The sequence below is a fragment of the Gammaproteobacteria bacterium genome (assembly GCA_014075255.1).
GTDB lineage: Bacteria > Pseudomonadota > Gammaproteobacteria > UBA4575 > UBA4575 > JABDMD01.
The window spans coordinates 1,737,646-1,764,245 of record CP046178.1; the positions used below are offsets into that span (position 1 = coordinate 1,737,646).

Sequence of the window (26,600 nt, forward strand, 5' to 3'; positions counted from 1 at the left end):
TTTAGATCAGCCCTGATCATGCACTTCGCATGGACTACGCATTTCTTCAGGTACATTAGGTGGACATACCCCACAAGCTTCATTTCCGGGAACCGCGAAATCTATTTTTCTTGGGTACGGTAAATCTAAGCTGTCCATCATATGTATAAATTCATTTCTTGGCATATCATTTCCCAGCCTTGGATTGCGCGCCTTCTCTTGCGCAATACTACTAATATGATGTCCAGAATAATCATGCCCAGGATAGACTAAGGTTTCATCAGACAACGTAAACAACTTTTGTTGAATACTATCAAATAGCATTCCTGCATCACCAGATTGAAAATCGTTTCGGCCACACGCATCTATTAGCAAGGCATCGCCTGTAAACACCATCTGTTGCGGTGCATGATCTATTAAATATGCATAGTGATGATCTGTATGTCCCGGCGTAAATAATGGATGTAGTTCTACTGAGCCAATACGGAAAACCTTACCCTCTTCTATCTGAATATCTGCACAAGGCAACTCAGCTTGTTTAGGATAAACAATTTCACTTCCAGTTACCGCCTTAAGCTTAGTTGCGCTAGTGAGATGGTCTGCGTGGATATGTGTATCGATCGTGTACGTGAGCTTCAACCCTAGCTGTTGAATGAGCTCTAGATCTCGCTTCATCGTTTCTAATACAGGATCAATTAACGCAACAACACCTTGCTCTTGGCAAGCAACAAGATAAGTATAGGTAGAGGAACTAGGTTCAAATAGTTGGCGAAAAATCATAACTTTCTATTAATATATTTTAGATTCAAGCAATCTTTCATGCTCACTAGAGTTTTAAACCGTTATTTATGAGCGATTTCTTTATCAGTGAAAAGATAATCTTTTAACTCTTTATCCATGACAGGGTCTTTGCGACGTATCCATTCCAATACCATTGCTGCATGCTCTTTTTCCTCATCACGGTTATGCGCTAGGATGGCTTTCAAGTCAGCGTCTTTACAAGCATCTACACGTTGGTTATACCAATCCACGGCCTCGAGCTCTTCCATTAAAGATGTTATCGCACGGTGCATGTCACGCGTTTCATCCGATATTTCACCTATTGGTTCATGATAACCTTCATTTGCCATGCCGAACTCCTTAATATTTAATAACAGATCACATTTCTAGCATTTAGTTTACTAGACTATAAATATTTTCTCATAAAAAAAGCTATAAAATGAATTACGAAGTTATCGATGCACATGTCTATCCCGATGGGCAATTGGATGTTTTATCTAAAATTGAAGTAAGTCGATTACTCGACACTAGCCAAGGTGGTTTATACAGACTATTTCGTAATTCCTCACTAGCAGTACTGAATTGTGGAAATCCTCTTAATGATGGGAAAGAATTATTAGAACGATATCAATCATTTGACATCATCTTAATTCAAGAAGAAAAAGGTATTAGCCTAAAATTAAAAAATGCACCTGCCAGCGCATTTGTCGACAACACTATAATTAAAGGTATTGGTGAACATCTATTTGCAGTATTACGAGATATTATTTATGTAAATGATGAAATATATTCAAACCCTAAACTGGATTTGAATACCTCAGAAGGAATCACTGATGCGGTATTTCACATTCTTCGTAATGCAGATGTACTGCAACCCAACACAGAACCTAACTTAGTCGTTTGTTGGGGTGGCCACTCAATTGGCAGAAAAGAATATGATTATTCTAAAGAAGTAGGCTACGAATTAGGCTTACGTGGCTTAAATATATGCACAGGTTGTGGCCCCGGCGCAATGAAAGGTCCAATGAAAGGTGCCACCATTGGGCATGCCAAACAACGCATCAGAAGCTCACAGTATTTAGGACTAACCGAGCCCGGAATTATTGCTGCTGAGCCACCTAACCCCATAGTGAATGACTTGGTTATATTACCTGACATTGAAAAACGTTTAGAAGCATTTGTACGTCTTGGACATGCCATGCTCGTGTTTCCTGGCGGCGTTGGCACTGCAGAAGAAATTTTCTATACCCTCGGTATTTTAATGCATCCGAGTAATCGGGATATTCCTTTCCCATTAATTTTTACCGGACCAGAAAGTGCAAAAGATTATTTTATGGAAATAGATAACTTTATCTTAAGCACTTTAGGCAAAGAAGCCCAAAAGTTTTATAAACTTATCATTGCAGATTCTGAAGCGGTTGCCAAAGAAGTTCAAAATGGTATTAAAAAAGTCAGAAAATATCGTGAAAATAAAAATGACGCTTACTACTTTAATTGGACACTCAACATAGACCCAATGATGCAAGTGCCCTTTATTCCTAACCATGAGAATATGCTGGCCTTACAGCTACACTTTAATCAAGAAAAATATCAGCTTGCCGCAAACATTCGTAACGCCTTATCAGGGATCGTTGCGGGCAATGTAAAAGAAGAAGGTATTAAAGCTATAGAAGAAAATGGTCCATTTAAAATCAAAGGTGATCAGGAAATATTGAAACCTTTATCTTTATTATTAGAATCTTTTGCAGCTATGCAGCGAATGAAAATTTCAAGTAACGGCTACATACCTTGCTATGAAATTGAATGAATAAAAAAAAGAGGCTTTTAACTTAGCGATGTAACGCACTAAAAATACAACAATCGTTACTTCCAAAAGTCCCAAATCTCGTGGTAAGTAACACCACCCCTAATAATAGTTCGTATCCCTGCATGCCGATTATGGTTCTGAACTTTATCAACAGCATAGTTATAAGCTTTAGAGCCATCAGTGCCCTCTCGCACACGAAAATGCGTCACCAAATGCCAACCCTGGTTATTTAACATAGCAGTATCTAAACCATTTAATGATTCAATTTCTGCAGAACTATCCGACATTGAATACCAACCTTGCTCTCGAAAATTAAAAATAAGTATATTAAATACAAATACTTATAATATTTATAGTATACATATGCCTTTTAGAAACTTTAGAGGCTTACCGATATTTAGTAGAAACTAAGCTACCAGTGGTTGCACACAACAACTATCGAAATTACAGCTAGTTATGAATAGAAATTCAATAAAATAATTAGCTTGAGTATTGCTAATTCTACTTTCAACCTACAAACATACGTTATGCACATCCATGTGTACGACTAGTGCAAAAATATATTTATATCTTCCCATCCAAACCCATTTGATAATACTTATGTGTAATCTCTTCTTGGTTCTCTAACAACCAATCAATACTGGGTTCATTATTCATTGCTTTATGAATAGCGCTTGCCATCGCTTTACGATGGATATCAAATAAAATTTTATGATCTAAGTCATCCGCTTTGGCTACTAAAGGATTCAACCAAACCGATACAATAATACCAATATCATTTGCTTTTTCTTTAGGGATGTCGCCTGCACGCACTGCATCTAATACACCATTTGCTATCGCGCCTTGAACCGTGCCCATTAAAATATTGGTATAGCGCTCGTCTTTAACCGTTACTTTACTTACCATCAAGGTTGCAGGGCGAACTTGGATATCTGTATTCATGATTGCAAGTACTCTTGAATGACCCTTAACTTGGTCTCCAAGTAATGTTGCAAATGCTGTGCCTACAGGACCATCTAGCTCACCAATTACAACTTCTGGCTCCGCAGCAGTTCCCGCTGGGCCACCAGCAACTAATGATTCACCTACTCGCATTCCAATTCTTCCAGACATGTTATCGCTCTCCTATATAATTTAAAAACTTAATTTTATTTAAGCTGCAGCACTTCGGCCCGCACGTTTACGCTCAATCTCTTTAAGGTATTTTTTACGTAGACGTATATGATTTGGCGTTACTTCAACAAGCTCGTCTTCTTCGATAAATTCAAGGGCTTGTTCAAGAGTATGTTTAATTGGAGTGGTCAAGGTAATCGCTTCATCCGTTCCAGAGGCACGAACATTTGTCAGCTGTTTCCCTTTAATTGGATTCACGGCTAGATCGTTATCGCGGTTATGAATACCAATTATCATACCTTCATATACTTCAATCGCAGGACCAATGATTAAACGCCCTCTTTCTTGTAATGCATAGAGTGAATAACCAAGCGCTTTACCTGACACCATTGAAACCAATACGCCATTTTGACGCTTAGCAACCGGACCAGCCTTCACGGGTCCATAATGATCAAATATATGCGTCATGATTCCACCACCTGATGTCATCGTCATAAACTGGGAACGAAACCCAATCAATCCGCGTGCAGGAACAATAAATTCAAGTCGAATTCGGCCTTTACCATCTGGCACCATATTTTTAATTTCAGCACGTCTCTCACCAAGTTCTTCAAGCACTGAGCCCTGATGTTCCGTTTCACAATCAATCACCAACTGCTCATACGGTTCGTGCATGACTCCATCAATCTCTTTGCGTATCACTTCAGGTCGCGATACACCCAACTCAAAACCCTCACGACGCATCGATTCGATTAATACACTTAAGTGCAATTCACCACGCCCAGATACCTTAAACTTATCCGCTGTGTCGCCCTCTGCTACGCGTAAAGCCACGTTATGAATCAACTCTTTATCTAGCCTTTCTCTAATATTACGACTGGTTACATATTTTCCATCTTGTCCAGCAAACGGTGAGTCGTTCACTTGAAACGTCATGCTGATCGTAGGTTCATCTACAGATAACGGCGGCATAGCTTCGATCGCATCGGGAGAACAAATGGTGTCCGAGATATTTAAACCGTCGATGCCAGTGATACATATAATCTCGCCAGCTTCAGCTTGCTCTACATCTACACGATCTAAGCCATGGTAGGTCATTACGTTGAGAATTTTTCCATTGCGAGATTTATCATCTGAGCTTGCAATAGCAATTTGCATATTTCTTTTGATCACTCCTCGAGTGATACGGCCTACACCAATCACGCCAACATAGCTGTTGTAGTCCAGCGCGCTAATTTGCATTTGCAATGGGCCACTTGAATTCACTTCTGGCGCAGGCACTTTATCAATAATTAAATCTAACATCGGCGTCATGTCTTCATGCATGGCATCTACTTCCAACCCTGCAATACCTTCCAATGCTGAGGCATACACGACGGGAAAATCTAATTGTTCGTCTGTCGCGCCTAAGCGATCAAACAAATCAAATACTTGGTCTACTACCCAGTCAGGCCGCGAACCATCACGATCTACTTTATTGATAACGACGATAGGTTTTAAACCACGCTCGAATGCTTTTTGCGTAACAAAACGAGTTTGCGGCATAGGCCCGTCAACTGCGTCCACTAACAATAAAACACTATCCACCATCGATAACACACGTTCTACTTCACCACCAAAATCAGCATGTCCAGGTGTATCCACAATATTTATACGATGATCTTTCCATGAGATCGCAGTATTTTTTGCCAGAATAGTAATACCACGCTCACGCTCTTGGTCATTAGAATCCATGACGCGCTCCGCATCCATGCTTTTACGATCCAAGGTGCCAGACTGTGCTAATAACTTATCAACCAGAGTGGTTTTTCCATGATCTACGTGAGCAATAATTGCAATATTTCTTAACGATTCAGACAAAATTAATTCCAGTGTTTTTGAATTTGATAATCAGTGGCCCAGCCTCTAGCCGGGGCTGAAATATGCCTGAATCTGTCTGAAAATAGTACATTTCATTCTGAATAGAGCAGCGCTGGAATCACCCAAATATGCCTAAAATGTGAAGTTAAACTAACGTTTCGTCGGAAATGACGATATAAGACTTATTAATTGTGCCAAATAATCTAAAAATATATTATTTGTAGGTTCTTTTTGCCGGAATCACATTCCTAATCCCACCCCTAGGGTCTTCAACATCTCCCTCATATCTAGGGATCAAATGAATATGAGTATGCGGTACAGATTGCCCCGCAATTTTACTTACATTAATACCAATATTATAGGAATCTGGCTGGTGATCTTTTTCCACCATTTGCTTAGCACGATGTACGTTCTCCCATAACTCTGTTATTTCTTCATGCATGCAATCAAAGTAGTTGGGTACATGTCGGTTTGGAATGATAAGCAGGTGGCCAGGAGATGCAGGATATTTATCCTGACTAATAAACGTTAGATCACCCTGATAAACAAGATCAAGTTTTCTACAAAAAATACAATCGGTAGACATAGCAAGTAATATAAAATTTGAATGGAGGCCTGAAGGACAAAATTGCCAGGAGCAATTTTTGAACAGCCATAGACTGACCTGAAGGGTAAACTACATGGACGTAGTGAGCAATTGAACCATCTACACGAGGATGTACCCTCCACCGATCATTTAGTATCACACCAAGCCTGCACAGGTGTTACAGCTCACGTGCTTACTGGTATCCATCTTTCCACCGCCATGCCCACCCAAACGACGTATATGAACCCGACTTACACCGTACCTATTGAATAAAATCGCACCTGGGATAAGTTGTTGGAATATCAACTTAACCTCAAGGTGGAGATTCCCAGATGCAATAAACCTAATTAAATAGGTGTCACGCCAAAGCTGTACACCAGATGGACGTTGGAAATAAGTCCTGACATACACAACACTCAGCGCGACATAACTCAGTTTAAAAGTTATATAAAATGCCAAGCGTGAAACTGTTGGTTGACACATCTTCAAACTCATCGAAATACTCCCACTCACCTCGGATACCAAAGCCACTTTGGGAATACCAAGTAGCGCCAGCACCGAATGTGAATACTTCATCATCAAAATCATCTGATGCAACTAGCGGCCCACCGGCAAGACCTGAAGGATCTACGACTATCTCTGCATCTGCTTCGATAAACGCAATGCCAGCACTTGCAAAGAAGTCATAGTTAGATACTTGATATCTGCCAATAAGTTTTGCACTGAATGCTTGTATGTCGTCAACTTCTGTTGTTGCTAAATCAACAGCAGCACCAGTAGCATTCACTTCACCATCAAGAGAACCTAAATCGTGATAGCCAATTTCGAAACCAAAGTTCTTAACAAAGTTATACCCTGCAAAAACTTTGAATCCTGTATCATCGTCGTCTATGTCTGCTGAAAATGGAGGACCAGCTATGCCCTCTAAATCATCCTCGAGATCGTCCACGTCAAAGTAATTTTGACTTACCCCGACGCCTGCATAAAATCCCGTGTCTGATCTTTCAGCATGGGCTATTGTTATCGTGCTAGTTATGGATATTAGAAATAACGTCAATACAAAATGTATCTTCATTGCTTACTCCCTATTTAAGTTAACGTGATTTCCAACGTCCATTAACACCAGTTGACATAAGGTGATCTCAGGTTCGTTTGGAGTTGGGGACAATGAATCTATCTCCCTTAATTTGACGAACCTGAGATCTAAACTCATGGTTTTTTATCAGTAATTACCTAGTCTTCCTTCGGATGTGTTCTTACGTGAATAATTTCTTCTACCGCTTTCATATATGCGGCGCGTTCGGTAGCTTGTGCATGAAACCATTTGTTGACATAAACCAAATCATTTTCTTTCACTGCAAGTTCGTTTCTTTTTTTAAGGTTCTCATTGACCAACCCTACAAAGGCGTTATAGTTATGCGTGAACTTAAACATGGCATAGTGAATCAAGAGTCTTGGTTAGAATTCTCATATTTTCGATCATTCAGTGTAGGTAACTCACTTAATACGCGATTGGCTAATACACCGCATAATTTTTCTCCGCGCTCATTGAGAAAAAGATGTTTCGTTTTACTGTCAAATTCATTTTCTTCTTCATAGATCAAATCAAAGCCCGGTAGTCGTTGTTTATTGTCACGGTCACGATCAAAGGCGTATTTAGTTAAATCTCCTACATAACGTTTGGTAGTGGTTAATGCTTGCGGAGCGAGCGCTTCATTAATTTGTTTGCGTGTTATGCCTTTTTGTAAACTAATCAGAAATAAAATGTCTAAATGATGTGCATTAAATGTTTTATTTACAAATTGTTGTGCGGCATGAATGCATCCACGCAATTTATCAATCGCAATCAACTGTTCCTTCGTTAACATCAGTAATTCATATCATCAATTAAATTAGGTTATTTATACTGTTAATTCGATTCCATAGGACTTAGTCCAAATTTGGACAATTAAAAACTTAATGATAGTTAATAGAATTTTTATTAAGTATGTGTCTTGTCCTAAGTCTAGAGTCAATGTTTATTTTTTATTAAATAATTCTTTATAAACTCTGGACATATACAGACTTATGATAGGCGACCAGTTAATAGTTAAACGTAAACGCTTAGGGTATTAGCAAACGTAAATGCAAATGCTCTAGGTATAAATAGAGCAACATTTACCGAACAAGAAAATTCATAATGAAAAAACTAATGCGATGGATTGCGTTACTTATAATATTTACTACAGGTGAAGTGCTTGCGCATGGCGGTGGACTAAATACATGTGGCGGCCACAATAATCGTAAGACGGGTAACTACCATGTGCACCGTATGAACCTACATTGTGCATGCCATCCTGAGCAACAACAGTGCAAGGGAAGTGAAGATGATAAGGCTGCAAAATATATTAAATACTTACAGGATCATGGATACGAAGTTAAAAAGAAATGAAATACATGATTGCTTTAATTTTAATGCTCACGGCAGTCCATGCATCAGAGCGCGATGTGGTAGATCGTGAATGTAAAGGCAAGGCCGAGGTAACACTGCGCGACAAAACGCGTGTCGATTGCTTAACTAAAGATGTGGCTTACGAGTTCGACTTCGCTGAGAAATGGGCGGAATGCTTAACACAAGCGTTACATTACGGCATGTTTACCAACAGAAAGGGCGCATGTGTTCTGATTTACAAAAAACCAGAAGATTTCAAATTTTTTAATCGCGCACAGAATTTAGTCTGGTACTACGGACTACCAATAGAACTAACTCATATAAACGAATAGGAACCAACTTAGAAATGGATTTCATTATTAATATTATTTTTTTCAACTAGCGTATTCGCTGAAAATGTCCTAATGGAATGGGAATTTGAAATTCTCATGGAAGATGGCACATATGCTTACGGCAGAGCCTACCTTAATCAAGACGGCAATATAATCGGCACGCTGAGAGAAGGTGATGGCGACCATGTTCAGCTGTATGGCTATCCAAGCGACGAAACTATTTCACTTTACGGCGGAAACGTAAGCCAGTCTTCATACTAGCAATAGGTCCAAATCTGGACACATATATAAGTATAAGTGTCATTAAAAACTTTAATAATTCCATTCCGTAATCACTTGACTCTAGTACCGGTCCAGAGTTTAAAGTCTATGCACTAATTGAGGTCATCCTATGGAATTCAAAATTGGGAAACTATCTGAAGAAACAGGAATTAATATCGATACACTTCGATACTATGAAAAGCAGGGGCTAGTACTCCCCGTTCAAAGGCGAAGATCGGGCTATCGAATTTACAATAACGAGTCCATTAAAGAAGTCGAGTTCATAAAACGTGCTCAAGCTCTTGGCTTTAACCTGACTGAGATCAAAGAAATTATTGAGATCGATAAGCATAAAGATAACATCGATGATATTAGAACAGTGCTACGGAATAAGAGTAGAGATATAAAGAAACTACTTTCTGATGCATCGCGTATAACGAGAGCACTCAATATAATTGAAGCAAAATGCAGCAACACAGATGATGTAAGTCTAGTGGATATAGTTTTTAGCGATGAAGTTTATCAGATTACAAATTTAACTGAATCAGAAAATACTTATCTATTAGAAGAATCTACTTGGAACATTAACGGTGAAGCAGCAACTGAGAATGGCGAATTATTACCTTTAGTTGGCTTATCGACTATAACGCACGATGAAGAAATATGGACCATCAGGAATGATTTTGTTAATTCGGGTGGTCCTGAAAACCAAGTGGTTATGCATGTTCCTCCAATCTTGGATGATATTAAAGTTTCTCGCTTCATAGGAAACTGCTTTATTTTTGGCGAATTGGTAGGAGTGATAACTATCTCAGCGGATAGCTTATTTAAATGCTACGAGATGCCTGAGCATCAGTACCGAGGTATAGAGCATATTAAAAAGCTAAGCAGTGAAGTCTACGATGTAAGTGGGATTGTTATCGATGGCAAAGTTCCAAAACTGCAGTACCAGTTCCAACTAGAGAGAACTGAAACTTCTGTTCCTTCTAGTTAGGACTTCCTTTGTCACCTAAGCAATAATACATTCCACGAAAAGGATTGTGTTCTCGAAGACAAGATCGATAATTTTTAAGTGGTCTGAGAACTACACCTCCTCGGGGCAGTTATGAAAGAATATGTGGAGTTAAGACTGACTTTCAATTGAAAAGAGCGGCAAATTTTCCCACTGTTTTGTCCGCCCGACTTCTGTCTGAAGTAATATTTAACTAATAACTATGTCCGTTTATGGACCTATCTATTACTTAATAATCTCTTCAGAAATGTATTCTCATGCCGTTACATATTTGCTATCTAGTCAAAAAAACTTCACTAGATGTAATTCATCAAAATATGAATTTAATAATAATTGAATAACTCATGACTCTTGGGAGTTCTGCATTGGAAACGCCAAAAATTACATTAAGCGAAGACACTAGAATTGAAACATTAAAAGCACTCAAGATTTTAGACACACCCGCTGAGGAACGTTTTGATCGTCTGACGCGTATAGCAAGAGAAGTATTTAATGTGCCCACTGCTTTGGTGAGTCTTATAGATGAGAATAGGCAATGGTTTAAGTCATCCGTTGGCTTAGAAGTTAGTGAAACTCCCCGTGACATTTCATTTTGTGGTCACGCTATTCACAGCGACGATATTTTCATAATCCGTGATGCTAAACGTGATATACGCTTTCATGATAATCCATTGGTGCAAGGTGAACCCTGGATTCGTTTTTATGCGGGGTATCCGCTAAAGGCAATGAACGGGGAAAGACTTGGTACCTTCTGCATTATTGATAGTAAGCCTAGAGCTCTAAACGATAAGAATGCTCAAACTCTAATAGACTTAGGTTGCATAGCAGAACGAGAACTTTCCATGCTGCATATTGCAACCAATGATGAGTTAACAAAAATATTTAATCTCCGTGGCTTTAAGATGTTAGCTCAAAATAATCTGGATGTGTGTATTCAACATGGGTTCCCAGCATCACTTATATACTTTGATATTGATAATTTTAAATCCATTAATGATGAATTTGGTCATGCAAGAGGCGATAAACTTTTAATAAGTTTTACAAAAATGTTGAAAGATTCATTTAGAACATGTGAAGTACCCGCTAGAATTGGAAGCGATGAATTTGGTTTACTGCTTGGCAATAAAGATAAAAATCAAGCAGAAGATTGCATTAGAGTATTTCAAAAACTTATTGATGTGTACAACAACAATGTAAAGGAAGGATACACTATAGCCTTTACCCACTGCACAGTTGAATTCGACGCTTTAAAACATAGCTCAATTCAAGCCATGATAAATGAGGGACAAGATTTAATATATGAGATTAAAAATCGAAAAAATAATGTCGTTCAGCTACATTCATCAAAGATAAAAATTGCATGAACCCCTACCATGGGCTGCAGTTACTTTAAGAAAGGTAGATAAAAAAGATACTCAAACAACATATTCTTTTGAGACAAAAATTCCTGCTCTTAAACTACTGCTTAAATATCTAGTACTTAGAGAAAAGTCGCTGAAGAAATACAAATTATCGTAAAGGTATAATTTTTCTTGGTGGAAGAATGGTGGAAAATCAAAAAGTTTGTGCCTTCTTACCTCAAGAGCTTTTATAAATTATTGAATAAATGGTGGCCGAGGGCGGAATTGAACCACCGACACGAGGATTTTCAATCCACTGCTCTACCAACTGAGCTACTCGGCCAAATTTTGAAACGGGTTCCCGTTTTTACATTGCGGAGATTGAAAACACTATTTTCAACCTAGCCTACCTTGTCGCTACACGACCCCGCTACATAGGCCAAAGACGGGATGTTTACTTAAAACGGGCTATTAAACGTGGCTCTATATAGTGAGTCAATACGTTTTTGATAACTAATCCTTATCTAGCGTTAGGATCAACAAATTCCTTAGGAGCTTCTGAGCCTTCACCAAAAAAGAATTTTTCCATTTCTTCTTCTAGGAATTTACGTGCTTTAGGGTCCACTGGAGTGAGGCGATACTCATTCATCAACATGGTCTGGTGACCCACCCACATTTGCCAGCCCTCTTGTGAGACGTTGTCATACACTTTCTGACCTAACTCGCCTGGATAGGGTAAGTATTCGAGACCTTCAGCTTCTTTATTGAGCTTCACACATTGCACCATGCGCGCCATGAGGTTGTTCCTTGTTACAGTTTAAGACTTGTTCTAACACCTTTTTTACGGGTGCTGCCAGGCCAATTTTTTGGCCAACTTTTTGATCTGTAAGTTTATACCAAACCCCGAGATCGTCTTCCATTACACCATTGGGTTTTTTATTGATCTGAATGAGTTTGGGATGCATATGGAGCTTAAAATGAGAAAAAGTGTGCGAAATTACTGGCAATGTCCTGGAACGAGGTGAGCTATTTTCATAATGCTGGCTCAGCCAAGCATCCAGCTTGGCGCTATCTTCAAATTCCGGAAAGCTATATAACCCACCCCAAATTCCTGTCGGTGGCCGCTTTCCCAACCAAATCGAGTCATCTTGATAGTCTTGAATAATGGCTACCACCACATCCCGTTGTGGGATTTTTTTAGATGGCTTGGGTGTGGGTAATTCGTTTTGTCGCTGCTGCTCAAGAGCCATGCAGTTTTCTTGGACCGGACAAGCACTGCAATTTGGGTTACTACGCGTGCAAAGCTTCGCACCTAAATCCATCATGGCTTGTGTATATTCAGCAAATGATTCGGAAGGTAATAAAGATTCCGCATGCTGCCAAAGTTGTTGCTCTATTTCTCGCGCACCTGGCCAACCCTCTAGCGCAAAATACCGCGCCAATACTCGTTTTACATTGCCGTCTAAAATGGCATGAGGTTGGTTATAACTTAACGCTAGAACTGCTGCTGCAGTCGAACGACCTATACCAGGCAATGCAATAGCCTGTTCAGTTTCTTTTGGAAACTTACTTTCATGTAACGCACAGATTTGCTGCGCAGCTTTATGCAAATTTCGTGCGCGCGCATAATATCCCAGACCTGTCCAATGATGCAGCACATCATCAATATCACTAGTAGCAAGTGTATTTACATCAGGAAAGTGTTGTATGAACTTTTTGTAATAAGGAATTACCGTATCTACACGCGTTTGTTGAAGCATGATTTCCGACACCCAAATTTTGTACGCATCACGATCACATTGCCAAGGTAAATCTTTACGGCCATGATCTTCAAACCAATACAACACCTGCTGGCTAAAGGTTTTCTTCATTGTGTTATAAGTTGTTATTCTTTAGCTTTTTGTTGCAGCAATTTGACACTTTCAATGACGCGTTGTTTGAATTTTTTCTTCAAAACATAGGAACGTATAATGGGAGGAATCCAAAACTTTGGCTGCATACTTGCATCATACTTCACCACGGTATCTAACGAATGTTGTGTGAGTCCCCACACAGCGTAACCAGAACGCAAATCACTAAGCAAAGGAAGGATAAAAGCTTCAAGTTTTGAATTTTCAAATTGAGTAATATCTTCCACCCGCGTAATGCTTTTACAAAAAAATAAAATACAGTCGTGCACTACCGTTCTTACTCGCAGGCTGTCTGCTATTGACGAATCTTGTATTTCACTCTCGATAATAGAGGGATTAAGATCTGATATATTTTTGAAATCGGTTAGTATTTCCATCACTCGCGCGGGCGCGGCTTCGACTGTAAATTCTGCGCTTAGAAAATAGGTTTTATCCGCATAACGCACGTTCACTTCAACTGCATGAGTAACCACACATACGTTTAGCCCAAACAGCAAAACGCATATCATGCATTTCATTAGAATAGTTTGAGCTTATCTTTTAGTTTGCCGCCAAATTTTTCTTTAAGCTCTTCTACTTTTTCTTCTTTCTTCTCTTCGAACTCTTCTTTTAACTCTTCTTTCTTTTCTGCAATTTTCTCTGAAGAGGTGCACTTCAATAAACCTTCTGTATCCAAACCATATTTTGGATCCTCAAAGGGCCCTTTAATCTTCACAGGTACGCCACATTTATCAGGTTCGTCCGATAAACCTATCGCAATTTTATAATCTGTTTTTGATTTTCCAATATCAATCGTACCCTCGCCCTTAGCATTAACCACCGGGGATTTAAACGTTAGGTCTTTATTAGTCGCCACTCCATTGGCAATATTGTAGCTACCAAACAATTCATCAAATACCAATTCCTCTCCACTCGGCTTAGCATCACGTTTCCTCAATAATGCCGCCGCTTTTTCAACATTGGACGCTAACTTTTCATCGCGTAATGCGCCATTATTCGCTTTAAGATTAACTTTACCCCCAAGCGCTTGTTTAAGTTCTGCAATACTATTGCCCGTAGTATGAATATTTAATGCGAGATTACTGGCACCTCTTATATATGCTTGCTCTTCTCCTAGAAAATCAATACTGAGTTTATCGATGGCTACATTAGCAATATCAGTAGCCAAAGCATATTTTGGTTTATCGCCACGTACATCTACACTGGCCTTACCTTTCATGCTTCCATCGTAAAGATTCATCGACATAGGAGTGACTTGCAGCAAACCGCCCTTAGCTGTCACGGTCGCTTTGACGTTCGTCATGGTCATGCCGGAAATTATTAATTTTCCGACGGCTATATCACCATTTACGCGCATGTCTCTCAATGTTTTAGTAGGCAGCTCAATCGGTTCGTTTTCATCTGCCGAGGTGCTTTCTGCTTTTTCATCCGCACTGGAAGTTGGCAATAATTTATCTAAATCTAGTAATTCAGATGCTAAAGTAAACTTAACATCGGGTTTGCTAAACGATTTTACGGATGCATTACCTGTTAGTTGTGTATCTAACATCGATACTACAAGCGACGATAGACTTAATGCTTCATTGGCAACATCCGCATCAATATTAGTTTGCAACGCTACCTCTAGCTTACCCTCTGGGAAAGCATCTCCAGTGCCAGAAATTTTTATCTGCGTATTTTGCATCGCATATTTTTGTGTCGCAAAGTTTCCACTAACATCAGAATTTAAATCTAAATCCATCGCACCATTTGGAAAAGATTCACCCGTACTATGCAGCTCCACATCTAAATCTTTTAAACTCAAGGTTTGTGCTTTTGAATCAAACAATGCTTTAGTAACAATCTTTAAACTTGCATCCATCACTGGCTCAGCATTCTTCAGTTTTAAATCCATCTTTACATCAGTCGCTTTGCCATCACCTAATTCACCCGTAGTTAAATTAAACGGAGCAATTTGAATTTTGGTGCCTACTTGATCATCTTGCCAATGGAATTCTGCATCACTAATATCAATTCCGTTGATCACCAATTCCGGTGCTGCCGAACTTCCATCTGATGTTTCTTCACTTGATGACTCTTCAGACACTAAGTCATCCCAATTGGTAACGCCTTGCGCATTTTTATGCAAGTTCACTTTTAAGCCATGTAATATTAATTTAGAGGCTTCTACTTTGCTCTTAAGTAAAGGCAGTACTGCAACACTTATGCTAACTTCTTCTACAGTAGCCATGGGTGTGTCGCCAAAGCCAGGTGCATTACCAAAGGTGGTTTCACCTAAACTTAAGCCGAGCGGCCACCAAGAAGTCTTGATACCCCCGGTAATGACTAAATCTCTTCCCGTTGCCTTTTTAACTTCACTTGCAATTTCTTCCTTATAATTGTTGACGTCTAAGGTGCTAAGAAAAAATACTCCGCCGCCAATCACGACCACAACCAACAAAATGATCGCGATAACAAGATACTTAATTATTTTCATGGTCGTTCTCCTGACTACTCTTATAGTTATTCTTTAATGGACCACTTACTAAACGATAAGTTTATGATTTGCGCGTCCAGGTACCTGATTTCCCACCCGTCTTACTTAATAATGCGATATCTTGCAAAATCATACCTCGGTCTACCGCCTTGCACATGTCATAGATCGTTAACAATGCAACCTGAACAGCCGTTATTGCCTCCATTTCAACACCCGTTTGCCCTCGTGTTTCTGCAGTCGCTTTACAATAAATTGCTGCCGGGGCTTCTTCGATATGAAATTCAACTTCGACTGAAGTTAGCGCCAAAGGATGACATAACGGTACTAACTCTGAGGTTTTTTTAGCGCCCATAATGCCCGCAATGCGTGCAATGCCTAAAACATCACCTTTTTTATGACCACCCGTTTGCACCAACTTCAAGGTTTCGGTTTGCATACGAATGCGGCCATCCGCAACCGCAATACGATGACTCACGGGTTTCCCCCCCACATTAACCATGTGGGCTTCACCTTCTTTATTAAAGTGGGTTAGTTTGCTCATGTTAGGTAAATGGTACCATTTCGGATCGGTTTGTAGACAAAGATTTCGAGGTTAATATTTAGAGGATGTCAGTTCACGTTAAATATTTTGCTAGTTTGCGAGAAGCTATGGGTCGCAGCCACGATGATATACCGTTTACAACTACCATCACGGTTACAGAAGTATGGAAGCATGCCACCCAGAACATGCAAAAACCTGATCGCTTGTTAGTAGCTGTCAACCAAGAATATGCAAGCTTTGATAAAGAAGTTTGTGATGGAGATGAAGTTGCATTTTTTCCGCCGGTAACGGGTGGCTAATTATAAACGCGAACATCGCGTAGTTAATGTCGGCAACGGTTTTACTTTTTTCGGATTAGTGTTTGCTTGGGGTTGGTTATTATCCAGAGGACTTTGGATTAAAGGTCTTTTTGTTTTACTAACCTATATCCCAGTTTATTTTTTTCACTCTGTTGTGATGGCTTATTTAATAGATGCTAAGAAGCTACCAGAGTTTTATCTACTGATACCGACTCTATTACTATTATTGATACATCTCTATGTAGGGTTTAAAGGCAATCAATGGTTAAAAGCCTCTCTTGTTCACAAAGGTTATGAAAGTGACTAAAAGCTTTTACTGAATTAATAAAAATAAACCACGCGAATCTCGTTGAATGTTTAGCAACATTGCGTCTGCATTTCTTTTAATAGCCGTTTTCATATCACCAATACTTTTTACGCGTTTTTTATTCACACTCAGAATAATATCGCCTTTACGCAATCCAGCTGAAGCGGCTTTACCGCTGGCGCTTAGCACCTCTATCCCAGAAATCGATCCCCGCGAAGTTTCTTCTCTCACCTCACCAAACTCTGCTCCCGCTAAACGTTTACTAAGTTTTACACCTGCTACACTATTGGTTACTTGATCCTCTACGGTTGCAGTTAAGGTGCGTGATTTACCGTTACGTAGTACTTCAATTTTTACATGGCTGCCAATACGTAGCAGACCAATTTCATTTCTCACCTGCCCGGAGCTTTGAACCTCTTTGCCATTCACTTCAATAATAACATCGCCAACTTTCATTCCAGCCTTATCAGCAGGTGAATCAGCCTCAACTCGTGCCACCACCCCTTTATTTCGGTTGATCCCGAACGCTTCTGCTAGTTCAGGCGTTAAATCTTGCGCACTAAACCCTATACGCCCACGTTTCACTTCTCCGTGTTCAATGAGTTGTTGCATGATTTGCTTTGCCATGTTCATGGGTATGGCAAATCCAATCCCCACGTTGCCACCGCTAGGCCCATAAATAGCCGTATTAATTCCAATCAACTCGCCGCGTAAATTTACTAATGCTCCACCGGAATTTCCCGGGTTAATCGAAGCATCGGTTTGGATGAAATCTTCATACGATTCAATCCCCAGCCCACTTCTACCTAAGGCGCTCACAATTCCAGAAGTCACGGTTTGGCCCAATCCAAATGGATTGCCAATCGCTACAACAAAATCGCCTTGTCGCAAATCATCAGAATTTCCTAAAGAAATTTCTTTGAGATTTGTAGCATCAATTTGTATCACTGCGATATCTGCACCAGGATCTTTACCAATCACTTGTGCATCAAAACGTTGGCCATCTTCCAACGTCACCACGATATCTTGTGCTTTATCAATGACATGTGAATTAGTAACCACGTAACCATTGCGTGCATCGATAATCACCCCAGAACCTAATCCGGTTGTACGTCGTTCGCGTTGTTGCTGTGGCACATCAAAAAATCGCCGGAAAAACGGGTCATCAAAAAATGGACCTCGAACCATTACCTTGCCGGTAGTAGAAATGTTTACTACTGAAGGAGTCGTACGCTCCAACATGGGCGCTAACGTTGGCAACGGTTGGCCGTCTACGCTATTGGGTAAGCCAGCAAAAACATTAGTAGCACTTAACAACAGCGTTAATAAGATAAGACTGCAAATGATAGGTAGCTTCATATTGAACAATTGTTATTGGTTATTCTTGCAAGTAAGACGTTATTATATGTATAAAGATCCCTTAGTGTATAAAACTCGCAGCATAGCTACGAGTTAGAGATTTTGACGTGGATCAAAATCAAATCGCTTCGCCATATCCTCAAAGTATTCCTTATCTACTTCTGAACCATTATCAGGCATAACAATCTGCAACGTTACAATCTGATCGCCTGTAGGGCTGCCTTGACTTGATTGACCTTTAAGACCTCGATTTTTTAATCGTAGTTTTTTTCCTGACTGTGAGCCTGCGGGAATTTTAGCTTCCACATACCCACCTAAGGTTGGCACTTTAACTTGCGCACCTAATACCGCTTCCCAAGGAGAAATCGGAAGATCTAGTAAAATATTTTTCCCATCTATTTTAAATAGTCGATGTGGAGTAATGGTTACTTCTAAATACAGGTCGCCATTTGGACCACCCCCTGCACCTTGGCCACCTTGCCCGCTGAGACGTATGCGCTTACCTGAAGTAATTCCAGCAGGAATTTTTATATCTAGATTACGACCGTTACCGGTTTGCTTGTTTCCCAGGCGAATATTTTTTTTAACCCCTTCATAGGCATCTACCAGTGTTATAGAGATATTCGCATTTTGATCAGCACCTTTTGCCTGATAGCCACCTTGTTGAAAACCACCAGATTGATTAAACCCACCGCCAAACATGGATTCAAAGAAATCACTAAAGTCACCTGCACCACCAAAACCTGCACCCGTTGCGTGACCAGAAGAACCCGCATTTGAAAATACATCTTCCCAACCTGGCGGAGGATTAAAGTTTTGCCCTTGCTTCCAATTCGCACCTAGTTGGTCATATGCTTGACGCTTCTCTTTATCTTTTAACACTTCATAGGCTTCGCCTACTTCTTTAAATTTCTTTTCTGCATCTGCTTCTTTACTAACATCAGGATGATACTTGCGCGCAAGACGACGGTAAGCCGTTTTAATTGCAGCTTCTTCTGCATCGCGCTCTACATCAAGTATTTTGTAATAGTCTTTGTATTCCATAAGATCCCAATGATACTAATCTATTTTCACTAGCCTTACATAAAAACGCCGCGAATAAACGCGGCGCCTTGTCCATATTCCCTATCTATTCCCTTTTGCTATTTCCAGGGAACTTCCATGTAATCACATCCGTGTTGAGTCAGATCATCCTTCAACCGAAATTTTCTTCGGCAATACCTTTTCCTTTTTAGGAATATATAGTTTAAGAACACCATGTTCCGTTTTAGCCGATATATTTTCTGCATCTACAGTATCTGGAAGCGTAAAGCGACGATAAAAGCTTCCGTAGGCCCGCTCTGTGCGGGTGAATCCTTCACCTTCATCCTTGCTTTCAGACTTGCGCTCACCCTTAACGGTTAGCACACTGTCTTCAATTGAAACATCAATATTTTTCGGATCAACTCCCGGGACATCTGCAACCACTTCATAGGCATCCTTAGCCTCTTTGATGTCTACAGCAGGCACCCATTCTGTATCGGTATCGGTATCGGTATATGCAGCCGCATTAGTATTAAATATACGATCTAGTTCTCCACGAAACTCGCGGAAGGAATCCATTGGATCTCGATAAACTCGTGCAAGCATTTTAGCCTCCTCACATTAGAGTAATTAACTTTGATAGTTAAAATATATGGGCTCATTTTGGCTTTTCAAGTGAATATTTAGCTATTTTTAAAGTTTTTATTTACAGGGATGTAATGTATGCCGATAATGCACGACTACAAGGATGTAGGAGGTAGAGCAACGCAGGAGCAGTTGCCGAGGATGCAGTTACCGGTAACTTCCCTATTCTAGGTAGCTTCAAATTGTGCTGCAGCACGGTTCTTTTGCACCGCATCAGGCGTGAAAATTTGACCATTCATGGCAAGATAAATTCCATGCGGTAAATGCTGTGCGGCTGAAATTGCATAACCAATATTAAAGATTGCATCGGTATTGCGAAAACGTGCAGGCTGCATCGCTCCGGTTAAGACAATCGTTTTATCTTTAATTTCTTCTAAACGTTGTGCAGTATCAATCATCGTGTCCGTTCCATGAGTAATTAAAATGTGCTCGCAAGCATCCATAGATACTTTATCAAAAATCATGTCGCGATCTTGATCAGTAATTTCCAAGCTATCTTTTTTAAGAATAGATATTACTTCAAAAGAAAATTTAGCTAACGCTTCTTTTAAGATATTACCGACTACAGGCTCGCCAATCTGGTAGTCACTTAATGCGTCAAAATAAACTTTATCAATCGTACCGCCGGTACAAAATATTTTGACTTGATGATTTTTAGAATGCTCTTGATTTGACATGTATGACCTACTTTTACTCTATGTTCTGCACTTGTTCACGCATCTGTTCAATTAATACTTTTAAATCTACAGCGGCTTGCGTGGTCTCAACATCTGCAGACTTTGATGCCAGAGTATTCGCTTCACGATTAAACTCTTGCATTAAAAAGTCCAAACGTCTACCAATAGGATCCTTGCGGTCAAATATTGTCTGCATTTCGGTTAAATGACTATCCAACCGATCTAGCTCTTCAGCGACATCTAATTTTTGCGATGCATATACTAGCTCTTGCTCGAAACGTTGCTGATCCATATCCACATTAAGATCATCAATGCGCTGTTGTTGTTTTTGTTTTATTGATTCCAAAACTTGCGGGTAACGTATTCGCACACGCTTAACAATATTTGTAATTTCATCGCAGCGTTCTTGTAACATATTTTTTAAACGCTTACCCTCTGTACCGCGCATGTCTACAAGCTGATCAGTTGCGTTTTTGAATAATTCCAAACAGCTTGTATGAAAACTGTTCATATCTGTTTCTGCAGTACGTACCACGCCTGGCCAAGAAAGAAGATCCACCGCCTCTGCTGGGGTGGCTTGTGGCAGCTTTTCATTTACGTGATTGACCTGTTTTATCAGACTCTCTAGTAGAGGCTCATTAATCTCTAGTGCAGCCGTTTGCGCCTCGGCCAATTGATAACGAAAAGTACAGTCCACTTTACCCCGTGCAAGTTTAGATTGAAGCAACTTACGCAATTGCGGCTCAATTCTGCGAACTTCCTCAGGTAGACGAAAATTTATCTCTAGATAGCGATGATTAACTGACCGCAGCTCCCAGCTCACATTACCCTGATCACATACATCTTCAACTCGGGCAAACCCCGTCATACTACAAAGCATTTAATTTTATCCTTTTACATTCTCATACTACATAAATAAGCATGTCTTCTTATAAGTAGAAATACTATGGAAATTTTTTGCGTATAATGCGCGACTCTTTGCAATTCCACCAGGTAGTTTTATGAATTCTTCCAATACATCAGGTACAACCATCGCTCGACCTAGCGGCCGTCAACCAGACCAAATGCGCGATATCTGCTTTACCCGTAACTATACCAAGCATGCGGAAGGTTCAGTATTAGCAGAATTTGGTGATACCAAGGTTCTATGCACCGCCAGCGTGTCAGATCAAGTACCAAGGTTTCTAAAAGGCAAAGGACAAGGCTGGATCACTGCAGAATATGGCATGTTGCCACGTTCTACGAACAGCAGAATGGGGCGCGAAGCTTCTCGCGGCAAACAAGGTGGGCGTACACTTGAAATTCAGCGCTTAATTGGCAGATCGCTGCGCTCAGCTGTAGATCTAAAACAGCTTGGCGAGTACTCAATCACTATAGATTGTGATGTTATCCAAGCAGACGGAGGCACACGTACTACTTCTATATCAGGCGGCTTTGTTGCGCTCTACGATGCTATTCAAAAAATGTTGGCCTCTGGCGATCTCAAGAAAGACCCTGTGAATCATTATATAGCTGCCATATCAGCAGGTATTTATAAAAATGTACCGATCCTAGATCTCGACTATGCTGAAGATAGTGATGCTGAAACCGATATGAATATTGTGATGAACGACAACCAAGCATTCATCGAAATTCAAGGCACCGCAGAGCAACAAGCATTTACTCAAGATGAATTAGGTAGCTTATTAGGCTTGGGCAACAAAGGCATTCAAGAGATTATCCAGCAGCAGAAAGCTTGTTTAAGCTAATTCGTTAATTCAATAGGCCATACCTAACATAATGAACAGTGAGAAAATCGTATTGGCCAGTGGGAACTCAGGAAAGTTAAGAGAAATCCAAGCGGTTCTAGATCAACAACGCTTTAAACTAATTAAACAATCAGAATTTAATGTCCCTGATGTTCCTGAAACGGGTACAACGTTTGTTGAAAATGCCATCATTAAAGCTCGTCATGCGGCAGAACTCACCGGTCTACCTGCACTGGCTGATGATTCCGGTATAGAAGTTGATGTACTACAAGGTGCACCCGGTGTGTACAGCGCACGATATGCCGGCAAGCATGGTGCGGATGATGCCAACAATAAAAAACTGCTCCTTGAGATGAAAGATGTAACAGAAGAAAACCGTACAGCACGTTTTCAATGCGTCATTGTGCACATGCGTCACGCGGAAGATCCTATGCCACTCATCTGCGAAGGCAGTTGGGAAGGAATAATATTGCATGATTTAACGGGCCCTAATGGCTTTGGCTATGACCCGTTATTTTTTGTGCCGACACACGGATGCTCTTCCGCTGAATTAGAGCCTGCGGAAAAAAACCGTATCAGTCATCGTGCACAAGCTTTACAGAAATTAATTTCTAAACTAAATTAGTGTAACAAGAATTGAGCATGCGTCATCATGATCAAATATGACCAAACGTGAAAACAGTATTCCTTTATCATTATATGTGCATATCCCTTGGTGCATCAAGAAGTGCCCCTACTGTGATTTTAATTCACACGAAATACAAAATACGCTCCCCGAAGACCAATATATTGATGCATTAATTCTTGATTTAAAATCTCATGCGAAAGAAGCGCAAGATCGAGATATCAATAGTGTTTTTATCGGTGGCGGCACTCCTAGTATTTTTACGGCCAAAAACATTAAGCGCCTTATAGACGCAATTCGTAATGAACTAAATCTAAACCCTACTGCAGAAATTACCATCGAAGCCAATCCTGGCACAACCGACCAAGAAAATTTTTCCGGCTTTCGTGCGGCTGGAGTGAATCGCATTTCCATCGGTGTACAAAGTTTTACAAACACGCAACTAAAAAAACTTGGGCGTATTCATGACGCACAAAATGCTATCAACGCTGTAAATATTGCTAAGCAAGCTGGATTTGAAAACATTAATATCGATTTAATGTATGCGCTACCGCAACAAAACTTAACCACGGCACTACACGACATTGAACAAGCGATCCGCCTAAACCCAACCCATATTTCATACTACCAACTCACCATAGAACCGAACACTAGCTTTTATCGGCAACCACCACGCCTACCCGATAACCAAGAAAGCTGGGAAATACAACAAAGTGGAATGGAATTGCTCGCCAATCACGGTTACCAACAGTACGAAGTATCGGCTTATGCAAAAGACGATTTTCAATGCATGCATAACACTAATTATTGGCAATTTGGTGATTACTTGGGTATTGGTGCGGGAGCACATCAAAAGTTAACCCAACAAAGTTCAACTATGCATGAACCAAATTCTATTACTCGCTGTGAAAAACCCAAACATCCACAGCAATATATGCGTTACATAAATGAAGGAAAACCTTCTTTGGGTACTCATACGTTAATCGAAGAAGATATTATTTTTGAATTTATGTTAAACGCATTACGTTTAAAGCATGGCTTTACAAAACAACAATTTGAGTTGCACACAGGCTTGCCTATTGAAATAATTAATGAGCCTTTACAGTCCCACATTTCTGAAGGCTTATTGGTAATAACTAACGATAACATCCACTGCAGTGGTCGTGGTTATCGATTTTTAGATGATGTTTTACAAAACTGGTTGCCGCAAGCCACGACAACTTAAATGTCTCAACACCGTCCGTTTTTTCAACTCACAACTCTGGCTTGTTGCGTCGTCTTGCTTATTACAGACATGCAATGACACAAACCCGACATATTTAAAACATAATTATATTAGAAAATTTGCTTTCAAATATTAATAGGTACTTGCAATGCAAACGAAATGGCTACCCTTAGTTGTATTAAGTTTAATTCTCACGAGTGTATGTGGATATTGGCTCGGCAAAAATTTTAGAAGTGGCGCCAAGAGTGATCTATTTAGCCAAAAACTTTTAACACCAATTGAAACTACAGAGGCCATAACAGTCGAAGCTGCACAACTACAGCGTAAAGAACATTATCAAAGCCTAAACAGTATTGCTGAAGTTTTATCTTTACCGTCAATATTTGCACAACAAGAAGCGTTACATGCCATTGCAGGCCGCGCTAATAGAGTTCACTTACAACAGTTACTAAAAGAGGCAACAGGTGTAGTTAATACACAACAACGTGAAGGCATATTGAAAATATTAATGGCTCGTTTTACTGAGATAGACCCTCAAACCGCTGCAAACATCGCAATGGATGCCTATGAAAATAAAAATCCTTCCTTACTTCCTCAGGTATATCAGCATTGGGCAAAGCTAGATCTAGAAACTGCTATTAAGAGCGCAAATGACATTAAAAACACCTACCAAAAAAATACTGCATCACAAGGTGTGATAACCGCAATCAATGTTAATGATATTCAGTTGATAACGGAGGTTTCTAAACGCTTAGGAATAGAATCTTCAAAAGAACAATATGTCAGCAATGCTTTAATAGAAAAAGCTTCTCAAGATCCAGAAGCCGCTATACAAGAAGCTATGAGAATGATAACTGGATATGAACGAGATAGTGCTCTTCAAGGAATTGTAGACACTTGGACCACACAAAACCCTCAACAAGCATTTTCATATGTTGAACGCATTGCCGACAATCGCATACGTCAACAGTTATTAGAGACCGTATTATATCGATGGGCAGAGACCGATCCTCAAGAGGCCTATGACAAATTACAAACACTGCCCAATGCAGGAAGAACCAGCGGCATTAGTTATACGGTGTTTACCTATTTAGCAAATGAGAATCCTAGAGACGCACTTAATATAATTGAAAATATTCCCTCTTCTCGTAGTCGAGTGGATGCCTATAACGCTACGATACAAACTTGGGCAGCAAGTGACGCACAAGCTGCAGCAAATTTTGTAGCCCAGCTAGACAATAAACAATTGAAGCAGCAACTCGCGCCAACGGTTATCCAATATTTAAGTACGCAATCACCAGATGAAGCTTTAACTTGGGCGCGCGAACAAGATCCAACTGGACAATTATATTTACAGAATACTGTTGTCTCTCAAATTGCATCTGAAAACCCTGAGCGTGCATTGCAAATTGCACTGAGCTCACAACAACCTACACTACGAAAGCAACTTATCGTAACGGTGGTGGATAACCTTTCTTACAATGATCCCCAGCGCGCTGCAGAAATGATTGATCAATTACCATATGCAGATGTAAATGCAGAAACGATTAACTCCGTGGTATATAACTGGGCAAATAGTGATCCAGATGCAGCGATGGCTTGGGTAAACAGCAAAAGCGGGCAAGTTCAAGAAAATGGGTTGATTAGTATCGGCAATCAACTGGCTAGCGTAGATCCAGATTTAGCGGCAAGTTACTTGCCGCAACTTTCTGGCCCAGTGCGTGATAGTTGGGCACAGAATATTACCTATTATTATTCATCTTACGATTTAAACGAAGCGGCAACTTGGGTTGAAAACTTTAGAGGCGAAGCCATTTTCGAGAGCTTACTTAGCTCGGTTGTGGGGGTTGCCACCAGTAGTGATGTGGAATATGCATTAGAGCTTGCACACAGCATGCCGACTCAAACACAACGCAATGCCTTGATCCGACAAATTGCCGATCAAATCTCTTATAACGATCCACTACGCGCTGAGGAACTTTATGCGCGCCTGCCTAAACAAGAAGCTGATTTGCCACAATGAACAATCTCCTCACACCCTCAAGCATTGATTGCTCCTATTGTGGTGAGCGGTTAGAAATACTCATAGACAGCAGTGCTGGTAATCAGGACTATGTAGAAGACTGCCAAGTGTGTTGCTCACCTATTGAAATATCTGTGCAAATTGACTCTTCTGGTGAAATAGCAAACATCCAATCCAAACGAGATACAGACTAAAATTCAGCCATTTCAGACCCTATATTTGGTATTTATCGGTCGGGTTA

The 26,600-nt window shown here is 40.1% G+C and carries 32 protein-coding genes and 1 tRNA gene; 13 read left to right on the forward strand and 20 right to left on the reverse strand.

The features are described 5' to 3' along the window. Positions 1–6: 6 nt before the first annotated feature. Together GKR92_08845 and GKR92_08850 are read right to left on the reverse strand one after the other, a co-directional pair. Positions 7–759 (reverse strand): MBL fold metallo-hydrolase, encoded by a 753-nt coding sequence (locus tag GKR92_08845; protein QMU61798.1) that lies wholly within the window; start codon positions 757–759, stop codon positions 7–9. Between the two features lie 62 nt (positions 760–821). Next, positions 822–1,109 (reverse strand): ferritin, encoded by a 288-nt coding sequence (locus GKR92_08850; protein QMU61799.1) that lies wholly within the window; start codon positions 1,107–1,109, stop codon positions 822–824. An 89-nt stretch (positions 1,110–1,198) separates the two neighbouring features. Between GKR92_08850 and GKR92_08855 the strand changes: the two genes are divergently transcribed. After that, a complete protein-coding gene (locus GKR92_08855; protein ID QMU61800.1) occupies positions 1,199–2,566 on the forward strand; it encodes a DUF3412 domain-containing protein in 1,368 nt (455 codons plus the stop codon). A 56-nt stretch (positions 2,567–2,622) separates the two neighbouring features. Here GKR92_08855 and GKR92_08860 read toward each other — a convergent pair whose 3' ends face one another. The 7 genes from GKR92_08860 to GKR92_08890 form a co-directional block, all read right to left on the reverse strand. Then, positions 2,623–2,853, reverse strand: a complete 231-nt coding sequence (locus GKR92_08860; protein ID QMU61801.1) for a hypothetical protein — start codon at positions 2,851–2,853, stop codon at positions 2,623–2,625. A gap of 277 nt (positions 2,854–3,130) precedes the next feature. Further along, on the reverse strand, positions 3,131–3,679 hold the full coding sequence (gene fae / locus GKR92_08865; protein QMU61802.1) for a formaldehyde-activating enzyme: 549 nt from the start codon (positions 3,677–3,679) through the stop codon (positions 3,131–3,133). Between the two features lie 39 nt (positions 3,680–3,718). Beyond that, positions 3,719–5,539 carry a translational GTPase TypA gene (gene typA / locus GKR92_08870; protein QMU61803.1) on the reverse strand — a complete coding sequence of 607 codons (1,821 nt, stop codon included), beginning with the start codon at positions 5,537–5,539 and terminating at the stop codon, positions 3,719–3,721. A gap of 214 nt (positions 5,540–5,753) precedes the next feature. After that, positions 5,754–6,125 carry an HIT domain-containing protein gene (locus tag GKR92_08875; GenBank protein QMU61804.1) on the reverse strand — a complete coding sequence of 124 codons (372 nt, stop codon included), beginning with the start codon at positions 6,123–6,125 and terminating at the stop codon, positions 5,754–5,756. Between the two features lie 156 nt (positions 6,126–6,281). Further along, positions 6,282–6,608 (reverse strand): hypothetical protein, encoded by a 327-nt coding sequence (locus tag GKR92_08880; GenBank protein QMU61805.1) that lies wholly within the window; start codon positions 6,606–6,608, stop codon positions 6,282–6,284. Further along, positions 6,562–7,200: an outer membrane beta-barrel protein gene (locus tag GKR92_08885; GenBank protein QMU61806.1), complete on the reverse strand. Its 639-nt coding sequence runs from the start codon at positions 7,198–7,200 to the stop codon at positions 6,562–6,564. The genes GKR92_08880 and GKR92_08885 overlap by 47 nt, the downstream gene beginning before the upstream one ends. Positions 7,201–7,570: 370 nt before the next feature. Further along, positions 7,571–7,993 (reverse strand): hypothetical protein, encoded by a 423-nt coding sequence (locus tag GKR92_08890; protein ID QMU61807.1) that lies wholly within the window; start codon positions 7,991–7,993, stop codon positions 7,571–7,573. A gap of 323 nt (positions 7,994–8,316) precedes the next feature. Between GKR92_08890 and GKR92_08895 the strand changes: the two genes are divergently transcribed. From GKR92_08895 to GKR92_08915, 5 genes are all read left to right on the forward strand, one after another. Then, positions 8,317–8,556, forward strand: coding sequence for a YHYH domain-containing protein (locus tag GKR92_08895; protein QMU62758.1), 240 nt, complete (start codon positions 8,317–8,319; stop codon positions 8,554–8,556). A 23-nt stretch (positions 8,557–8,579) separates the two neighbouring features. Further along, a complete protein-coding gene (locus tag GKR92_08900; GenBank protein ID QMU61808.1) occupies positions 8,580–8,888 on the forward strand; it encodes a hypothetical protein in 309 nt (102 codons plus the stop codon). Between the two features lie 72 nt (positions 8,889–8,960). Next, complete coding sequence (locus GKR92_08905) at positions 8,961–9,149, forward strand: hypothetical protein (GenBank protein ID QMU61809.1); 189 nt, start codon at positions 8,961–8,963, stop codon at positions 9,147–9,149. Positions 9,150–9,279: 130 nt separating this feature from the next. Then, a complete protein-coding gene (locus tag GKR92_08910; protein QMU61810.1) occupies positions 9,280–10,143 on the forward strand; it encodes a MerR family transcriptional regulator in 864 nt (287 codons plus the stop codon). A 383-nt stretch (positions 10,144–10,526) separates the two neighbouring features. Next, positions 10,527–11,525 carry a diguanylate cyclase gene (locus GKR92_08915; GenBank protein ID QMU62759.1) on the forward strand — a complete coding sequence of 333 codons (999 nt, stop codon included), beginning with the start codon at positions 10,527–10,529 and terminating at the stop codon, positions 11,523–11,525. A 243-nt stretch (positions 11,526–11,768) separates the two neighbouring features. Here GKR92_08915 and GKR92_08920 read toward each other — a convergent pair. The 6 genes from GKR92_08920 to moaC all read right to left on the reverse strand — a co-directional run bounded on the left by GKR92_08920 (position 11,769) and on the right by moaC (position 16,428). Further along, positions 11,769–11,844: transfer RNA gene (locus GKR92_08920), tRNA-Phe, on the reverse strand. 177 nt (positions 11,845–12,021) lie between these two features. After that, entirely contained in the window at positions 12,022–12,297 is a 276-nt protein-coding gene (locus GKR92_08925) for an oxidative damage protection protein (protein QMU61811.1), read from the reverse strand. Continuing rightward, a complete protein-coding gene (gene mutY, locus GKR92_08930) occupies positions 12,263–13,372 on the reverse strand; it encodes an A/G-specific adenine glycosylase (GenBank protein ID QMU61812.1) in 1,110 nt (369 codons plus the stop codon). Before mutY ends, GKR92_08925 begins: the two co-directional genes overlap by 35 nt. A 14-nt stretch (positions 13,373–13,386) precedes the next feature. Then, complete coding sequence (locus GKR92_08935) at positions 13,387–13,929, reverse strand: hypothetical protein (protein ID QMU61813.1); 543 nt, start codon at positions 13,927–13,929, stop codon at positions 13,387–13,389. Then, a complete protein-coding gene (locus GKR92_08940; GenBank protein QMU61814.1) occupies positions 13,929–15,887 on the reverse strand; it encodes an AsmA family protein in 1,959 nt (652 codons plus the stop codon). Before GKR92_08940 ends, GKR92_08935 begins: the two co-directional genes overlap by 1 nt. A 61-nt stretch (positions 15,888–15,948) precedes the next feature. Next, a complete protein-coding gene (gene moaC / locus GKR92_08945) occupies positions 15,949–16,428 on the reverse strand; it encodes a cyclic pyranopterin monophosphate synthase MoaC (protein ID QMU61815.1) in 480 nt (159 codons plus the stop codon). Positions 16,429–16,493: 65 nt separating this feature from the next. Between moaC and moaD the strand changes: the two genes are divergently transcribed. Both moaD and GKR92_08955 read left to right on the forward strand, forming a co-directional pair. Further along, a complete protein-coding gene (moaD, locus tag GKR92_08950) occupies positions 16,494–16,727 on the forward strand; it encodes a molybdopterin converting factor subunit 1 (GenBank protein QMU61816.1) in 234 nt (77 codons plus the stop codon). Next, complete coding sequence (locus GKR92_08955) at positions 16,720–17,034, forward strand: DUF2628 domain-containing protein (GenBank protein ID QMU61817.1); 315 nt, start codon at positions 16,720–16,722, stop codon at positions 17,032–17,034. The genes moaD and GKR92_08955 overlap by 8 nt, the downstream gene beginning before the upstream one ends. Before the next feature lie 6 nt (positions 17,035–17,040). Here GKR92_08955 and GKR92_08960 read toward each other — a convergent pair whose 3' ends face one another. From GKR92_08960 to GKR92_08980, 5 genes are all read right to left on the reverse strand, one after another. Further along, entirely contained in the window at positions 17,041–18,393 is a 1,353-nt protein-coding gene (locus tag GKR92_08960; protein QMU61818.1) for a Do family serine endopeptidase, read from the reverse strand. A gap of 93 nt (positions 18,394–18,486) precedes the next feature. Further along, positions 18,487–19,437 carry a DnaJ domain-containing protein gene (locus GKR92_08965; GenBank protein ID QMU61819.1) on the reverse strand — a complete coding sequence of 317 codons (951 nt, stop codon included), beginning with the start codon at positions 19,435–19,437 and terminating at the stop codon, positions 18,487–18,489. A 144-nt stretch (positions 19,438–19,581) separates the two neighbouring features. Beyond that, complete coding sequence (locus GKR92_08970) at positions 19,582–19,995, reverse strand: Hsp20 family protein (protein QMU62760.1); 414 nt, start codon at positions 19,993–19,995, stop codon at positions 19,582–19,584. A gap of 233 nt (positions 19,996–20,228) precedes the next feature. Next, entirely contained in the window at positions 20,229–20,738 is a 510-nt protein-coding gene (locus GKR92_08975; GenBank protein QMU61820.1) for an asparaginase, read from the reverse strand. Positions 20,739–20,751: 13 nt separating this feature from the next. Next, the gene (locus tag GKR92_08980; GenBank protein ID QMU61821.1) at positions 20,752–21,618 is read right to left on the reverse strand and encodes a YicC family protein; all 867 of its coding nucleotides are present in this window, start codon (positions 21,616–21,618) and stop codon (positions 20,752–20,754) included. 121 nt (positions 21,619–21,739) lie between these two features. Between GKR92_08980 and GKR92_08985 the strand changes: the two genes are divergently transcribed. The 5 genes from GKR92_08985 (at position 21,740) to GKR92_09005 (ending at position 26,553) form a co-directional block, all read left to right on the forward strand. Continuing rightward, on the forward strand, positions 21,740–22,486 hold the full coding sequence (locus tag GKR92_08985) for a ribonuclease PH (GenBank protein ID QMU61822.1): 747 nt from the start codon (positions 21,740–21,742) through the stop codon (positions 22,484–22,486). 31 nt (positions 22,487–22,517) lie between these two features. After that, a complete protein-coding gene (gene rdgB / locus GKR92_08990; protein QMU61823.1) occupies positions 22,518–23,111 on the forward strand; it encodes an RdgB/HAM1 family non-canonical purine NTP pyrophosphatase in 594 nt (197 codons plus the stop codon). Between the two features lie 37 nt (positions 23,112–23,148). Further along, positions 23,149–24,336: a radical SAM family heme chaperone HemW gene (gene hemW, locus GKR92_08995; protein QMU61824.1), complete on the forward strand. Its 1,188-nt coding sequence runs from the start codon at positions 23,149–23,151 to the stop codon at positions 24,334–24,336. 148 nt (positions 24,337–24,484) lie between these two features. Further along, the gene (locus GKR92_09000) at positions 24,485–26,359 is read left to right on the forward strand and encodes a hypothetical protein (GenBank protein ID QMU61825.1); all 1,875 of its coding nucleotides are present in this window, start codon (positions 24,485–24,487) and stop codon (positions 26,357–26,359) included. Then, the gene (locus GKR92_09005) at positions 26,356–26,553 is read left to right on the forward strand and encodes a CPXCG motif-containing cysteine-rich protein (GenBank protein QMU61826.1); all 198 of its coding nucleotides are present in this window, start codon (positions 26,356–26,358) and stop codon (positions 26,551–26,553) included. The genes GKR92_09000 and GKR92_09005 overlap by 4 nt, the downstream gene beginning before the upstream one ends. Positions 26,554–26,600: the final 47 nt, after the last annotated feature.